General features: G+C 72.2%; 15 protein-coding genes. 9 read left to right on the top strand and 6 right to left on the bottom strand.

The features are described from left to right. The first annotated feature begins 87 nt into the window (after positions 1 to 87). From AB0E78_RS17855 to AB0E78_RS17875, 5 genes are all read left to right on the top strand, one after another. A complete protein-coding gene (locus AB0E78_RS17855) occupies positions 88 to 2,268 on the top strand; it encodes a hypothetical protein (RefSeq protein ID WP_361833229.1) in 2,181 nt (726 codons plus the stop codon). A gap of 132 nt (positions 2,269 to 2,400) precedes the next feature. Then, complete coding sequence (locus tag AB0E78_RS17860; protein ID WP_361833231.1) at positions 2,401 to 3,336, top strand: ABC transporter ATP-binding protein; 936 nt, start codon at positions 2,401 to 2,403, stop codon at positions 3,334 to 3,336. Beyond that, positions 3,333 to 4,100 (top strand): ABC transporter permease, encoded by a 768-nt coding sequence (locus AB0E78_RS17865; RefSeq protein ID WP_361833233.1) that lies wholly within the window; start codon positions 3,333 to 3,335, stop codon positions 4,098 to 4,100. Before AB0E78_RS17860 ends, AB0E78_RS17865 begins: the two co-directional genes overlap by 4 nt. Continuing rightward, the gene (locus AB0E78_RS17870) at positions 4,097 to 5,293 is read left to right on the top strand and encodes a histidine kinase (protein WP_361833235.1); all 1,197 of its coding nucleotides are present in this window, start codon (positions 4,097 to 4,099) and stop codon (positions 5,291 to 5,293) included. Before AB0E78_RS17865 ends, AB0E78_RS17870 begins: the two co-directional genes overlap by 4 nt. Continuing rightward, positions 5,290 to 5,949: a response regulator transcription factor gene (locus tag AB0E78_RS17875; RefSeq protein WP_361833237.1), complete on the top strand. Its 660-nt coding sequence runs from the start codon at positions 5,290 to 5,292 to the stop codon at positions 5,947 to 5,949. Before AB0E78_RS17870 ends, AB0E78_RS17875 begins: the two co-directional genes overlap by 4 nt. Positions 5,950 to 5,967: 18 nt before the next feature. Here the strand turns inward: AB0E78_RS17875 and AB0E78_RS17880 are convergent, their stop codons facing one another. Further along, entirely contained in the window at positions 5,968 to 6,810 is an 843-nt protein-coding gene (locus AB0E78_RS17880; protein ID WP_361833239.1) for a transglutaminase-like domain-containing protein, read from the bottom strand. A 69-nt stretch (positions 6,811 to 6,879) separates the two neighbouring features. Beyond that, positions 6,880 to 7,386 carry a DUF2000 domain-containing protein gene (locus tag AB0E78_RS17885; RefSeq protein ID WP_361833241.1) on the bottom strand — a complete coding sequence of 169 codons (507 nt, stop codon included), beginning with the start codon at positions 7,384 to 7,386 and terminating at the stop codon, positions 6,880 to 6,882. Between the two features lie 49 nt (positions 7,387 to 7,435). Here AB0E78_RS17885 and AB0E78_RS17890 point away from each other — a divergent pair, with 49 nt between their 5' ends. Next, complete coding sequence (locus AB0E78_RS17890; protein ID WP_361833243.1) at positions 7,436 to 8,242, top strand: AraC family transcriptional regulator; 807 nt, start codon at positions 7,436 to 7,438, stop codon at positions 8,240 to 8,242. Here the strand turns inward: AB0E78_RS17890 and AB0E78_RS17895 are convergent. Then, a complete protein-coding gene (locus AB0E78_RS17895) occupies positions 8,235 to 9,071 on the bottom strand; it encodes a transglutaminase-like domain-containing protein (protein WP_361833245.1) in 837 nt (278 codons plus the stop codon). The two genes, AB0E78_RS17890 and AB0E78_RS17895, sit on opposite strands and share 8 nt — an antisense overlap. A 36-nt stretch (positions 9,072 to 9,107) precedes the next feature. Further along, positions 9,108 to 10,127, bottom strand: coding sequence for a GNAT family N-acetyltransferase (locus AB0E78_RS17900; RefSeq protein WP_361833247.1), 1,020 nt, complete (start codon positions 10,125 to 10,127; stop codon positions 9,108 to 9,110). 143 nt (positions 10,128 to 10,270) lie between these two features. On the opposite strand from AB0E78_RS17900, the gene fdxA reads away from it, so the two are divergent. Together fdxA and AB0E78_RS17910 are read left to right on the top strand one after the other, a co-directional pair. Then, positions 10,271 to 10,591: a ferredoxin gene (gene fdxA, locus AB0E78_RS17905; protein WP_030573070.1), complete on the top strand. Its 321-nt coding sequence runs from the start codon at positions 10,271 to 10,273 to the stop codon at positions 10,589 to 10,591. A gap of 106 nt (positions 10,592 to 10,697) precedes the next feature. Continuing rightward, positions 10,698 to 11,816 (top strand): bifunctional succinyldiaminopimelate transaminase/glutamate-prephenate aminotransferase, encoded by a 1,119-nt coding sequence (locus tag AB0E78_RS17910; RefSeq protein WP_361833249.1) that lies wholly within the window; start codon positions 10,698 to 10,700, stop codon positions 11,814 to 11,816. Between the two features lie 82 nt (positions 11,817 to 11,898). On the opposite strand, the gene AB0E78_RS17915 is transcribed toward AB0E78_RS17910, so the two are convergent. Together AB0E78_RS17915 and AB0E78_RS17920 are read right to left on the bottom strand one after the other, a co-directional pair. Next, positions 11,899 to 12,369: an ATP-binding protein gene (locus tag AB0E78_RS17915; RefSeq protein WP_361833251.1), complete on the bottom strand. Its 471-nt coding sequence runs from the start codon at positions 12,367 to 12,369 to the stop codon at positions 11,899 to 11,901. A 303-nt stretch (positions 12,370 to 12,672) separates the two neighbouring features. After that, positions 12,673 to 13,596: a heavy metal transporter gene (locus AB0E78_RS17920; RefSeq protein WP_361833253.1), complete on the bottom strand. Its 924-nt coding sequence runs from the start codon at positions 13,594 to 13,596 to the stop codon at positions 12,673 to 12,675. 62 nt (positions 13,597 to 13,658) lie between these two features. Here AB0E78_RS17920 and dapE point away from each other — a divergent pair, with 62 nt between their 5' ends. Further along, entirely contained in the window at positions 13,659 to 14,750 is a 1,092-nt protein-coding gene (gene dapE, locus AB0E78_RS17925) for a succinyl-diaminopimelate desuccinylase (protein ID WP_361833255.1), read from the top strand. Positions 14,751 to 14,826: the final 76 nt, after the last annotated feature.

Here is a 14,826-nt window from a genome sequence, read left to right on the forward strand (position 1 = left end):
CCGTCGAGCCTCCCCCAGCCTCCGGCCGGGGGACATTCCCCTCCGCGCGGGGAGCACGGGCGGCGGAGCCAACCGGGAGAACCTGCCTTGAGTCGTGAAACTGACAGTTCGTCCTCCGGGCCCCAGGGGCGCGGTGGAGCCGCTTACCCCTCGGGGACGCCGCCGTACGGCTCCCCCGCGCAGGGTGCCGCGTCGGACGGCGCCGTGGACGGCGCGCAGCGGCAGACCGCCGACGAGCGGCCCGACGAGCCCAGGACCGAGACCACGCTGACCACGCGCATCCGGATCAACATTCCCGGATCGCGGCCCATCCCACCGGTCGTCATGCGCACGCCCGTCGGGGACAGCGACCCCGGTGCGTCCCGTCCGCTGAACGCGGGCCGTACGCCGGACGCGTCCGACGCCGGGGACGGCGCGGGGCGTCAGGGGTCCGCGAACGGCGCGGGTGGCCCCGGTGCCGCAGGGGCGCCCGTTACCGGCTCCGCGCCCTCCGGGCCGTCCTCGGCCGGGTCACCGGCGCCCTCCGCCCCGGCGGAGGAGAAGACGAGCGACTGGTTCGCGCCGCGCAAGAGCAGCAGCGCGAGCACCGGCGGGAACGGCGCGTCCGGATCCGCTGGTTCGGGGACCGACGGCTCCGGCACGGGCTCCTTCGACGTGTCCGGCGCCGTGGCGGCCGGTCCGCTCGGCACGGGTGCGCCGCAGGGCGGCGACGCGCAGCGCGGTGACCTGCCGTACTTCTCCGGAGGCGCCGCGGGTGACGGCGGCCGTGGCCCGGCCGGGCCGACCGGCGGACCGGTGACCGGTGACGGCCCGCTGCCGCCGAAGCCCGCGGACCCGTCCCACCCGGCGAACCAGGCCAACCCGGCAGGCCGGGCGAACCCGATGGCATCGCCGAATCAGGGCGGACCCGGCAACCCGGGTAACCCCGGCAACCCGGGCAACCCCGGCAATCGGCCCAACCCGGCCGGTCCCGCAGCCCGTTCGGGCGCGGGCGCCGGTGCGCCCGTGATGGGTGACGACACCGCCATCCTCACGCCGCAGAAGGCGGGCCCCCTCCAGGGACCCCCCGGCGGCCAGACCCCCGGCGGCCCCGTGCACGGCGGCCCCGGCTCCATCCCCGGCGGCCCCAGCGCGCCTTCCCCCGGGACCAACATCTCCGGCGACACCCTGACCAGCGGCATCCCCGTCGTGCCGCCCGCGCAGAACTCGCCGTTCGCCGGGGGCCCGCAGACCGACGGTCCCCTCCCGCACACCCCGCCCAAGCTGCCCGAGCCGGTGCAGCCGAACGTGCCCGTCTCCGCGCCCCCGGCCAAGAAGAAGAAGGGGCGCAACAAGCTCGTTCTCGTGGCCGTCGCCGTGGTCGTCGTGGCCTGCGGGGCGTACGGCGCCGGTCTGTTGATGAACCACGCCGACGTGCCGAAGGGCACCACCGCGCTCGGCGTCGACATCGGCGGCGGCACGCGCGAGGAGGCCGTCAAGAAGCTCGACGCGGCGATCGGCCAGCGCGTGGCCAAGCCCCTGAAGCTGTCGGTCGACGGCGAGTCGGTCACGCTCAAGCCGGACCAGGCGGGCCTGACCCTGGACAGCCAGGCGACCGTCCGCGAGGCCGCGGGCAGCGACTACAACCCCGTATCGGTGATCGGCTCGCTCTTCGGCGGCGCACGCGTCGCCGATCCGGTCATGCCCGTGGACGAGGAGAAGCTGGCTGCCGCCCTGGAGCGCGCCGCGGGCGGCTCCGGCTCGGCCAAGGAGGGCGGGGTCAAGTTCGTGCCCGGCAAGGCCGTCCCCGTGTACGGCAAGGCGGGCAACGGCATCGACGTCGCCGCGTCGACGAAGGCCGTCTCGGAGGCGTACAAGAAGCAGGTCGAGACCGGCAGCGCCGGCACCGTCCAGGTGCCCGTCACCACGCGCAAGCCGACCGTCCCGAACGCCGAGGTCGACAAGTTCATGACGCGCTTCGCGAAGCCCGCCATGTCCGCGAACGTCACGATCAAGGCGGGCACCGCCTCGATCCCGTTCGGCCCGGCCAAGTCGCTGCCGAAGATCCTGGAGACGAAGGTGGCGGCGAACGGCACCCTGCAGCCGCACTACAACCTCGTCGAGCTCAAGAAGCTCTACGGCAACGTCTTCGACGGCATCCTGATCCAGCGCGGCAACGGCGAGAAGACGCCGGTCCAGCCGACGGACGTGGCCGCCGCGATGAACAAGGCCCTGACCGGCAAGACGCCCGCGGAGCGGGTCGGCGTGATCGAGACGAACGGCAGCTGATTCCGCTGCGCACCCGGAGGCCGGGCGGCCCGCCGAGACGGACCGCCCGGCCTCCGGCATGACATCTGTCATCCCGGACTCGGCACACACGACACTGCCGCCGTCGACCGCCCTTTGGCGACGATGGATCACATGACGACACAGACCGCGGCACCGCCCGCGACCGGCGCGGTGAGCTTCGAGCAGGTGACCAAGAGCTACGGCGACGTGCTCGCCGTGGACGCCCTCACGCTGGAGCTCCACCCCGGCGAGACCGTCGCGCTGCTCGGCCCGAACGGCGCGGGCAAGTCCTCCACGCTCGACCTGCTGCTCGGCCTGCGCCGCCCGGACAGCGGCACCGTGCGGGTCTTCGGCACGAGTCCGCGCGAGGCGATCACCTCGGGCCGGGTCGGCGCGATGCTGCAGAGCGGCGGCCTGATGGACGAGGTCACCGTCAAGGAACTGGTCCGGCTTGCCTGCGCGCTGCACCCGCGGCCCCACCGGGTGAACGACGTGCTCGCCCACGCGGGTATCTCGCAGCTCGCCGACCGCAGGGTCAACAAGCTCTCCGGCGGCCAGGAGCAGCGCGTACGCTTCGCGCTCGCGACGGCCGGCGAGAACGACCTGATCGTCCTCGACGAGCCGACGACCGGCATGGACGTCACCACCCGCCAGGCCTTCTGGGCGACCATGCGCGAGCAGGCGGAGCAGGGCCGCGCCGTCCTCTTCGCCACGCACTACCTGGAGGAGGCCGACGCGATCGCCGACCGCGTCCTGGTGCTGCACCGCGGCCGTCTCCTCGCGGACGGCACCGCCGCCGAGATCAAGGCGAAGGCGGGCGCCCGCAAGGTCTCCTTCGACCTGGAGGACGTAGGCGACGCGCTCGCGGGCAAGCTGCGCGCGCTGCCGTTCCTGACCACGCTCGACGTGTCGGGCCACACGGTCCGCCTCCAGTCGACGGACGCCGACGCGACCGTGCACGCGCTGTACGGGCTCGGCGTCTACCCCCGCAATCTGGAGGTCGCCGGGCTCGGTCTCGAGCAGGCCTTCGTGGCGATCACCGAGGCCGAGGAGGCCAGGACCCGATGACGAATCCGACGCGTTCCTTCGCTTCACGCGCTCTCGTCAAGCTGGAGATCACCCGTTCCCTGCGCAACCGCAAATTCCTCTTCTTCTCCGTGGTCTATCCGTCGCTGCTCTTCCTGATCATCGCGGGCGGCCAGTCCGCCACCGAGAAGGTCGAGGGGACGGGCCTGAACCTGCCCGCCTTCTTCATGGTGTCGATGGCGTCGTTCGGCGCCCTCACCGCCGTCCTCATGGGCAACAGCGAGCGCATCGCCAAGGAGCGCGAGAACGGCTGGGTGCGCCAGCTGCGCCTGACCTCCCTGCCCGGCCGCGGCTACGTCCTGGCGAAGACCGCGAGCGCGGCCGTGGTCAGCCTGCCGTCCATCGTCGTGGTGTTCGTGGTCGCGGCGGCGGTCAAGGACGTCCGCTTCGAGGCCTGGCAGTGGCTGGCGCTGACCGGCGCGATCTGGGCGGGCAGCCTCTGCTTCGCGGCACTCGGCGTGGCCATCGGCTACCTCGCGACCGGTGACGCCGTACGCCCCATCACGATGATCGTCTACTTCGGGCTCTCCGTGCTCGGCGGCTTGTGGATGCCGACGACGACCTTCCCGAAGTGGCTCCAGGACATCGCCTCCTGGCTGCCCACGCACGCGTACGCTGCCCTCGGACAGGCCATCGAACTGGGCAACGCCCCGCATGCGAAGGACGTCACGCTCCTCGTCGCCTACTTCCTTCTCTTCGCGGGCGGCGCGGCGTGGCTGTACCGGAAGGACACACTGAAGGCGTGAGCGAGACATACGCCGCGGGCGGCGAGAACCATCCCGTGTACACGTTCGGGCGACCGCCGCAGGGCCGACGCCAGTTCCTGACGAAGTCGGTCTGGATCGGCGTCTGGCTGGTCTTCCTGAGCTCGCCGATCAAGGACCTGACCGACGGTCACCACACGACCCTCGCCACCGTGTTCGGCTGGGTCGGCCTCGCGGTCTTCGTGGTCTGCTATCTGACCCTGGTCTTCCGCTACACCACCAAAATCCTCCAGTGGCGCGCCGTCATCGTCTCCTTCGGGCTGCTCCTGGCCCTCGCCGTGATCCTCGCCCTCGGCTTCGGCGACCAGTGGCTCGGCCTCTTCGTGTACGTCTCGGTCTCCGCGGGCGCCGTCCTGCCCATGCGGTACGCGATCTACGTCATCCCCGGGGTCACCCTCGTGATGATCCTGGTGGGCCTGCGGGACGACGGCCTCGGTGACCTGATCACCAACCTCGGGGTGATCACCCTCCTGGTGGGCTTCGCGATGTCGGGCGTACGCGAACTGATCCGTACGACGATCATGCTCCGGCAGGCCCGCGCCACCGTCGCCCAACTCGCCGCCAACGAAGAGCGGCTGAGGCTCGCCAGGGACCTGCACGACCTGCTCGGCCACTCGCTCTCCCTGATCACGCTCAAGAGCGAGCTCGCCGGACGCATGCTCCCCGACCACCCGGACAAGGCCGCCCAGCAGGTCGCCGACATCGAACAGGTCAGCCGCCAGGCCCTGGTGGACGTGCGCGAGGCGGTCTCCGGCTACCGCAGGCGCACTCTCGCCGGAGAGCTCGCGGGCGCCCGCACGGCGCTGACGGCCGCCGGTGTAGCCGCCGACGTACCACTGGAGGCACCCGCCGAACTCCCGGGCGAGGAGGGCGAGGCGGCCCTCGCGTGGGTGCTGCGGGAGGCCGTGACCAACGTCGTACGGCACAGTGGTGCGCGGCGCTGCACGGTGACGTTCACCGCCCGGCAGACCCTCGCCGGGCCGCTCCTCGAACTCTGCGTCGAGGACGACGGGTCGGGCGGCTCGGGCGCGGCGGCGGGCAATGGCCTCACGGGCCTGACCGAGCGCGTGGAGGCGGTCGGCGGCGTCCTGGAGACGGGCCCCGCCGACGGCCGCGGCTTCCGTCTCGCGGCCCGTGTGCCGCTGGCCGGGGCGGCCGTAGGATCCCCCTCATGAGCAGCGTGAGCAGGGTGGACGGCGGGGCCGGTGCGGGCGGCGGGAGCGGCACCGTCAGGGTGCTCCTCGCCGAGGACCAGTCGATGGTCCGTGAGGCGCTCGCGGCGCTGCTCGGCCTGGAGCCGGACATCGAGGTGGTCGCCCAGGTGGCCCGCGGCGACGAGGTCCTCGCGGCGGCGCGCGAGCACGCGGTGGACGTGGCGCTCCTCGACATCGAGATGCCCGGCTGCACGGGCATCGAGGCGGCGGCCCAACTGCACGCCGAATTCCCCGGGTTGAAGATCGTCGTCCTCACCACCTTCGGCCGCCCCGGCTACCTCCGCAGCGCCATGGAGGCCGGCGCGGACGCCTTCCTGGTCAAGGACGCGCCCGCGGCCCAGCTCGCCGAAGCGGTCCGCAAGGTCCTCGCGGGGGAGCGGGTCATCGACCCCACGCTCGCGGCGGCCGCACTCGCCGGAGGCGCGAACCCGCTGACCGACCGTGAGCGCGAGGTCCTGCGCGCCGCGGCCGACGGCGCGACCAACGCCGAGCTGGCCACGGCCCTGCACCTCTCCGCCGGCACGGTCCGCAACTACCTCTCGACGGCGATCCAGAAGCTGGCCGTGCGCAACCGCGCCGAAGCGGTCAAGGTCGCCCGGGACAAGGGCTGGCTCTGAACCACCCGCCCACGGAGCTCAGTTCATCATCGCCCGCGCCCCGATGGCCTCCTGGCGCAGCCGCATCGCCGCCGCCTCGTCGGTGTGCTCCAAGGCGTCGGCGTACGTGTCGATCTCGGCGGCGCCCGCCCTGAAGTCGCCGCGCCGGACGAGGAGTTGGGCCCGGTCGTAGTGCAGCCGGTCCGAGTGGGCGGGCAGCAGCAGGGAGAGTTCGACCGCCCAGAGCGCCACGTCCGAGCGCTCGGGGCGGGCCGCCGCCCAGGCACGGATGTTGTTGAGGACGCGCAGGACGATGTCGAGGGGCCCGGCGGGGCTCAGCATCGAGGGCACGAGCGGCGCGCCGGTGGCCCCCGCCACCAGCAGCTCCGCGTCCGTGGCGGACAGGACGTGCCCGCCCGCGAACGGATTGGCGAGGACCTGCTCGTCGCGCGCGCCGAAGCCGACCACGAAGTGGCCGGGCAGGGCCACCCCGTGGACGGGCACGCCCGCACGCCGGGCGACCTCGATCCACACCACCGAGAGCAGGATGGGCAGGCCTCTGCGCCGCCGCAGCACCTCGTGCAGGAGCGCCGAACCGAGGTGCTGGTAGTCGCCGGGTCTGCCCTTGAACCCGTAGCGCGTGCCGAGCAGTTCGGCCAGCGCGAGCGCCCAGGACCGGGGGCCGCCGGCCTTGTCGGGCAGCCGCTCGGTCAGCTGGTCGGCCAGGCGGTCGAGGATGCGCGGCGTCGCGCGCATGCCCGTGTCATCGAGATCGGGGTCGGCCTCCGCGGCGATCAGCAGGCACAGCAGCGTGAGATCGGGCCGTGCGGCCCGTGCCTGATCGGCGAAGAGGCGTCGCCGCTCCGGGGATTGGGGGTGCATAGCTGCTTCGTGCCCTGCCGGGCCGATCGATAGCGCTCCGATCTCGCCCCGCGCCTGTGCTCCGGTCGGTCAAGGGTGCATCCGGGCCCCTTTGAGGACCTTGTCCACGGCGTTGCGCGGACCGTGGACGAGCATCCCCACCAGGTCGAGCTGGTCCGTGGGCACGGCCCGCACCGCGGCCCGGTTGTCCCGGTCGTTGCCGGTGGCGAACAGGTCGGACGTGAACAGTGCCCTCGGCAGCGAGCGGGACAGGGCCCGGCCGTGCGCCCCGGTCAGCGTCTCCTTCGAGCCCTCGAAGACGAGGACGGGCTGGCGGAACATCGGCAGATAGGGGGTGCCGTCGGCGTCCTCGTACGGCTCGCCGACCACCTCGGGCACCGCCGTGCCGAGCCCGCTGACCAGGAACGCGGTCACGTTGAGGCGCTGCCAGGGCTCCAGGTCGTCGCGGAGCAGGACGGCGATCTTCGTGTCGAAGCGGACGGGCGCCGGGCCCGTGACCTCGGCGGTCTCTGTTCCGGCGGTCTCCGTGCCTGCGGTTTCCGCCCCGGCGGCTTCTGTCTCAGCGGTGGTTCTCATGCCTCGAGACTGCCGAGTGGACGCCCGCCGCGTCTTGTACGTTCTTTGCATGGTGGCCCGGCAGGAGATTTCCGCGTGGCGCCCGCCGGTCGCGGGTGTCGTGGAGGTCTTCCACGCCCACTTCACCGAGCACGCGTACCCGATGCACGTCCACGACGCGTGGACCCTGCTGATCGTGGACGACGGAGCCGTCCGCTACGACCTGGACCGGCGCGTTCACGGCACACCCGGCGACACCGTCTCCCTGCTCCCGCCCCAGGTCCCGCACAACGGCTCGCCCGCCACCCCCGACGGCTTCCGCAAGCGGGTGCTCTACCTGGACATGACACAGCTCGACGCGAGCTTCATCGGCCCCGCGGTGGACGGACCCGACCTCGTCGACCCGGTCCTGCGTGGACGCGTGGGCCAGCTGCACGCGGCCCTGGCGTGCCGGGGCGACGAGCTGGAGGCCGAGAGTCGCCTGGCCCTGATCGGCGAGCGCCTGCGCGGCCACCTGCGCCCCAGGATCGCCACCGGTACCCGTGGTGACACCGGGCGGGGCGTCGCCCAGAACCTCCGCGACCTCCTAGACGAGCGGCTGCTCGACGGCGTGACCCTGGCCGAGGCCGCACGCCTGGTCCACGCCCACCCCACGCATCTCGTACGCGCCTTCAGCGGGGCGTATGGCATCGCACCGCACCAGTACGTGATGTCCCGCCGCGTCGACCGTGCCCGCCGTCTCCTCCTGGCGGGGCAGCCGCCGGGCGAGGTGGCGACCGCCGCCGGTTTCTACGACCAGTCGCACCTCACCCGGCACTTCAAGCGGGTGGTGGGCATCGCGCCGGGGCGCTACGCCCGCACGGGCGCCGTCAGTTGAGCATGGCCCGTGCGGCCCGCGCCTGGTCCCGCACCCGGTCCGCGGTGGTCGGCTCCACCGTCGTCACCACATCGGCGTACTCCTCCAGCTCCGCCGCACCCGCGAGGAAGTCGCCGCGCTGGACGAGGAGTTGGGCCCGTTCGTAACGCAGCCGCGCCGGGTGGGCGGGCAGCAGCAGGGAGAGTTCGACCGCCCAGAGCGCGACGTCCGAGCGCTCGGGGCGGGCCGCCGCCCAGGCGCGGATGTTGTTGAGGATGCGGAGCACGATGTTCAGCGGATCGGCGGGCGTCAGCATCGAGGAGGACACCGTGCCGCCCGACGAGTCCGCCACCAGCAGCTCCGCGTCCTCGCCGGTCAGGAGCCGGCCGCCGGCGAACGGGTCGGTGAGCACCTGCTCCTCGCGCGCGCCGAAGCCGACCACGAAATGACCGGGCAGCGCGACGCCGTAGACGGGCGCGCCCGCCCGCCGCGCCACCTCGATCCACACCACCGAGAGCAGGATCGGCAGGCCCCGGCGGCGCTGCAGCACCTCGTGCAGGAGGGAGGACTCCAGGCGCTGGTAGTCGGAGGGTGTTCCCATGAACCCGCACCGCGCACCCAGGAGTTCGGCGAGCGCGACCGCCCACGCCCGGGCCCCGCCGGGCCGGAAGGGGAGCTGCCCGGCGAGCCGGTCCAGCTCGATCTGCGCCGCGTCGATGTCGTCGTCCCCGAGCTCCGGATCAGCCTCCGCGCTCAGCAGGAGGCACAGCAGGGACAGGTCGGGCCGTTCGGACCTGGCCTCCTCGGCGAACCGCCGCCGGGACGCGGCGGTCCTTGACTCCTCGTGCATGCGTGCCTCGTGCCTTACTTACCGAGCCGCCCGGAGTCACCGAGCCGACGGGTATCGATAGTGGTGGTACGTGTGGTGCGCGGCGAAGCCAAGACCGCCGTACAGCGCCCGCGCACCCTCGTTGTCGTCCTCGACCTGCAGCCAGGCCGCCGAAGCGCCTTCGGCGAGCGCCTGCCGGGACAGCGCGGCCATCACCGCGGTCGCCAGTCCCTGCCTGCGGTGCGCCGGATCCACCTCGACCGCCATGAATCCCGCCCAGCGCCCGTCCACGACGCACCGCCCGATCGCCGCGGGCCCCGCGTCCCGAGAGGCCCCGGGCACGGAAGCGAACCACACCGACGGGCCGCCCGCCAGCACCTTGTACACATGGGGTCCAGGGACTCCGGATCGTTGGTAGCGCCGCAGCCACGCCTCGTCGGCGGAGCGCGCGAGACGCACCCGCTCCACCCCTGCTCCGGGCACTTCCAGATCGCCCAGGGGCGCGAGAGCGCCGATGTGGAGCTCCGCGCTCACCTCGCGCTCCCAGCCCCGCTCCTCAAGCTCCGCGCAGAGCATCTCCTGGGTGCCCGCGGCCCCCGTCGCGGTCTGGATGTACGCGGGCAGCTCCCGCGCCGCGTACCACTCGCGCACGTAGTCCAGGGCGTCGTCCAGCGGCCGTCCCGGATCGCCCGTCGGAAGCACCGAGTTGGCCCGCCGGGTGAATCCGGCCGCCGCCCGCAGCTCCCACTCGCCGAGCGGCTCGCTCTCGACGGGCTGCCAGGCGCGCGCGGCCACCCGGGCCAGTTCGGCGTACGAGGCGGCCGGGCCGCGCCTGCGGGCCGGGGCGGCGGGGACGACCTTGCCCGCGACCAGGGCGGACTCCTCGATCCGGACACGCTCACCGTCGCGCCGTGTGATCAGTACCACACCGTCATTCCACGATGTGAGAACACCCACCGTGTCAGTGAACTTGCCGTCCGTACCAGTCCCTTCGTACAGGCGCCGCACGGAGACCCGTTTGCCCACGTCAGTAGGGGTAATGTGCACCTCAAGCCGTCCGCCCGCAGTGAATTCCACAGCTCTGTACGCCCCTCCTGTTCGGATCATGCCCGGGAACGGAGATACTAGGGGCGGGCATCGACGACGCCGCGCTCCCGCGCGCCAGGCGAGCGGAGCCTGAAGACGGCCCGCCAACGCCCGTATCGAGGAGGAACGACAGCGTGACCTACGTCATCGCGCAGCCTTGTGTCGACGTCAAGGACAAGGCGTGCATCGAGGAGTGCCCGGTCGACTGCATTTACGAGGGCTCCCGGTCCTTGTACATCCACCCGGACGAATGCGTCGACTGCGGAGCCTGTGAACCGGTATGCCCGGTCGAGGCGATCTTCTACGAGGACGACACTCCTGAAGAGTGGAAGGACTACTACAAGGCGAACGTCGAGTTCTTCGACGAGCTCGGATCGCCCGGTGGTGCCAGCAAGCTCGGCCTGATCGAGCGCGACCACGCCTTCATCGCCGCATTGCCGCCGCAGAACCAGTAACGGCAGCTTGAAGCGTCGCCCCGGTCCCGTACGGCACAAGCAGCCGTACGGGACCGAGGCATTTGTCCATGCACGCAGTACGTACATGCAGTACGGGAGTCAGCACGTGTCCGTAGTCTCCGATCGCCTTCCCACCTTCCCCTGGGACAAGCTCGAGCCCTACAAGGCCACGGCGGCCGCCCACCCCGGCGGCATCGTCGACCTGTCGGTGGGCACGCCGGTCGACCCCGTGCCCGAGCTGATCCAGAAAGCGCTGGTCGCGGCGGCGGACTCACCGGGCTACCCGACGGTCTGGGGCACCCCCGAGCTGCGCGACGCGATCACCGGCTGGTGCGAGCGGCGCCTCGGCGCGCGCGACGTCACGCACCGCAACGTGCTGCCGATCGTGGGTTCCAAGGAACTGGTGGCCTGGCTCCCGACCCAGCTGGGCCTGGGCCCGGGCGACGTCGTCGCCTACCCGCGGCTCGCCTACCCGACGTACGAGGTGGGCGCACGGCTGGCCCGCGCCCAGTACGTCGCGTACGACACGGAGACATTTGCGGCTGCCGCCGCGGGCACCGAGCTGGACCCGACCAACCTCAAGCTCCTCTGGCTCAACTCGCCCTCGAACCCCACCGGCCGCGTGCTGTCCAAGGACGAGCTGACCCGCACGGTCGCCTGGGCGCGCGAGAACGGCGTGCTGATCGTCAGCGACGAGTGCTATCTGGAGCTCGGCTGGGAGGCGGAGCCGGTCTCGGTCCTGCACCCGGACGTGTGCGGTGGTTCGTACGAGGGACTCGTGGCCGTCCACTCGCTCTCCAAGCGGTCGAACCTCGCGGGCTACCGCGCGGCGTTCGTCGCCGGTGACGCGGATGTCCTCGGCGACCTGCTTCAGATCCGCAAGCACGGCGGCATGATGACGTCCGCGCCGACGCAGGCGGCGGTCGTCGCGGCGCTCGGCGACGACCAGCACGTCCACGAGCAGCGCGAGCGGTACGCGGCCCGGCGCGCGGTCCTGCGCGACGCCCTCCTGCAGCACGGCTTCCGCATCGAGCACAGCGAGGCGAGCCTCTACCTCTGGGCGACCCGTGACGAGTCCTGCTGGGACACCGTCGGGCACCTCGCGGAGCTCGGCATCCTCGTGGCACCGGGCGACTTCTACGGCCCGGCGGGCGACCGCTTCGTCCGTGTGGCCCTGACCGCGACGGACGAGCGCGTGGCAGCGGCGGTCGCCCGGCTCGCCTGAGCCGCCGACCGGGCCCGGCGGCACGGACGCGACGAGGGCCCGGAGCCAGTGGCTCCGGGCCCTCGTTTCAGTTGGGTGGTGATCAGCCGAGCGGCAGGCTCTTGACCGGCAGCTGGTCGGTGGGCAGGCCGCCCTTGGTGACCGCGTCCGTCGGCAGACCCTCGCCGACGGCGTCGGTCGGCAGGCCGTCCTTGGTGGCCGTGCCCGCGGTCTCGCCGACCACGTCACCGGCGTTGCCCGCGAGGTCGCCCGCGGCCTTCTGCGCGACGGGAGTCGTGGTCTTGGCGCCCGATCCGACGACCTTGCCCGCGGTCGGGACGCCCTTCTTCACGGCCTTGCTGCCGGTCTCACCCGCGAGACCGGTGGTGTTCTGAGCCGCGCCGTCGACGGTGTTGCCCAGACCGGCACTGTCCAGGGCAGTCACACCGCCCAGGTCGGGGGTGGCCGGAAGCTCGGCGGCGCTTGCGGAGCCGGCCGCACCGACCACGGGAGCCGCCCCCGCTGCGATGAGCAGCGCGGCGCGGGCGATCCGGCGGGTCAGGGGGAGGGACATGATGCTCCTTCAGACGGGAGAGAACGTTGGTGTGTCCGGCCGGATGGGGTCCGGCGCTTGGACGCAGTGACTACCGCTCGAAGCCCTCGAAGGTTGCGGTGGCCCAACGCAAAGAATTCGCAATGCATCGCATAATCGGCTGTGGATAAAAACGGGCAAAGCGATCAACGCGCGCGGGTCTGCTGAATCGTCAATGCCCTGTGTCCGCAAGGGGTCCGGCGGTTGCGGGGAGGGATGCGCGAAAGGATGGGCGGCCCATCGCCCGTAAGTGATCAGCGTGACTCGATCGGGTGACCCGCCGTACTACTGCCCAACGACGATTCGGACCTCGCCCGTGCCGGTTCCGGCGCCCGTGCGCGGCTCGTCCTCGATCGACTTGCCCGGCTTGCGCCACTCCTGCCCGGAATCCGTGGCGTTCCACTCCCGGCCGCCGTACGAGACGCGCTCGATGCCGAGCGTGGCCGCCTGGGCCACCGCCCAGTGCGCGAGCTCCCAGCCCCGCTGCCCGGTCCCGCCCTCCGCGCTGCCCGCCGTGGCGTTCACCGGCACGGTGAGCGTGCTGCCGCGAGCGCTCTCCGGTGCCACACCGTGGCCGAAGTCGCGGACCAGGGCGGCCCGCACCTTCGCCGGGTCGCCCGGTTCGTCGGCCGTGCGGCCCTCGCAGGTGAGGGTGGCGGGGGCGCGGCCCGTCAGCGCGGCGGCGAGCAGCGCGGCGTCAGGCTCGTGCTTCGCGTACGCCTGGGGGTAGCCGCTGCGCTGTACGCGCTGGGCGGCGACGGTCAGGGGCAGCCGTGAGTAGCCCGGGACGTCCTTGAGATGGGCGTAGAAACGCGCCGCCGAGTACGCGGGGTCCATGATCTGCTTCTCGTTGCCCCAGCCCTGCGTGGGCCGCTGCTGGAAGAGGCCGAGCGAGTCCCGGTCGCCATGGCTGATGTTGCGCAGCCCCGACTCCTGCAGGGCCGTCGCCAGGGCGATGGTGATCGCACGCTCCGGCATGCCGCGGGAGGTGCCCACCGCGGCCACCGTCGCCGCGTTCTGCGCCTGCTCGGCACCGAACTCGTACGACGCCCCGTCGCCGTTGCCCGAGACCACCTGGCAGCGTGGAGCGGCCTTGCCTCCAAAGACGTACTGGACGACCACATAGGCCACGAGCGCGAGGAGGACCGCCACGGCGGCCCCGATGCGCAGGAGGCGGCCGCGCCGGATGAGGGTGGGGGGCTCAGGCACGCGACCAAGGTACTGGAGGCCACCGACAGGGCGTCGTGAGGAGGGGCGTTAGGGTCGAAGCCATGGCTCAGACCTCACCGGACGCATCGCTCGACCTCACGCTCGACGCTGCCGCGCTCACCGCCCAGCTGGTCGATTTCCCCTCGCCGAGCGGTCAGGAGAAAGCCCTCGCGGACGCGATCGAGACGGCCCTGCGCGGCCTGCCGCACCTCACGGTCGACCGGCACGGCAACAACGTCGTGGCGCGCACGAACCTGGGCCGCGGTGAGCGGGTGATCCTCGCCGGGCACATCGACACGGTTCCGATCGCGGACAACGTGCCCTCGCGCCTCGACGAGGACGGCATCCTGTGGGGCTGCGGGACCTGCGACATGAAGTCGGGCGTCGCCGTCCAGCTGCGCATCGCGCAGACGGTGACCGAGCCCAACCGCGACCTCACCTTCGTCTTCTACGACAACGAAGAGGTCGCCGCGCACCTGAACGGCCTGGGCCATGTCGCCGAGGCCCACCCCGACTGGCTCGCGGGCGACTTCGCGGTCCTCCTGGAGCCGACGGACAACCAGGTGGAGGGCGGCTGCCAGGGCACGCTGCGGGTCTTCCTGAAGACGAAGGGCACGCGTGCGCACTCCGCGCGCGCGTGGATGGGCTCGAACGCCATCCACAAGGCCGCGCCGATCCTGGCGAAGCTCGCCGCGTACGAGCCGCGCACACCGGTCGTCGACGGCCTGCGGTTCCACGAGGGCCTCAACGCCGTACGCGTCGAGGGCGGCGTCGCGACCAACGTCATCCCCGACGAGTGCACCGTCGTCGTGAACTTCCGCTACGCGCCGGACCGCACCGAGGACGAGGCACTCGCCTTTGTCCGCGACTACTTCGCCGACTGCGAGATCGACGAGTTCATCGTCGACGACCACACGGGCGCGGCGCGCCCCGGCCTCGACCACCCGGCCGCCGCGGCCTTCATGGCCGCCGTCGGCGGCGAGGCCAAGCCGAAGTTCGGCTGGACGGACGTCTCCCGTTTCAGTGCGCTCGGCGTGCCCGCCGTGAACTACAGCCCGGGCAACCCGCTGCTCGCCCACAAGATCGACGAGCGGGTGCTCGCCTCACTGATCCCGGAGGCCGAGAAGCGGCTGCGCGCCTGGCTGACATCCTGATTTCCCGCAAGGGTGCGCCGCCTGTAACGCCCGTAGACCTACGCTGAAGCGGCACGTCGAGCAAGACCGTCAGCGG

Source organism: Streptomyces sp. NPDC032198, from assembly GCF_040636975.1.
In the GTDB taxonomy this organism is placed as follows: domain Bacteria; phylum Actinomycetota; class Actinomycetes; order Streptomycetales; family Streptomycetaceae; genus Streptomyces.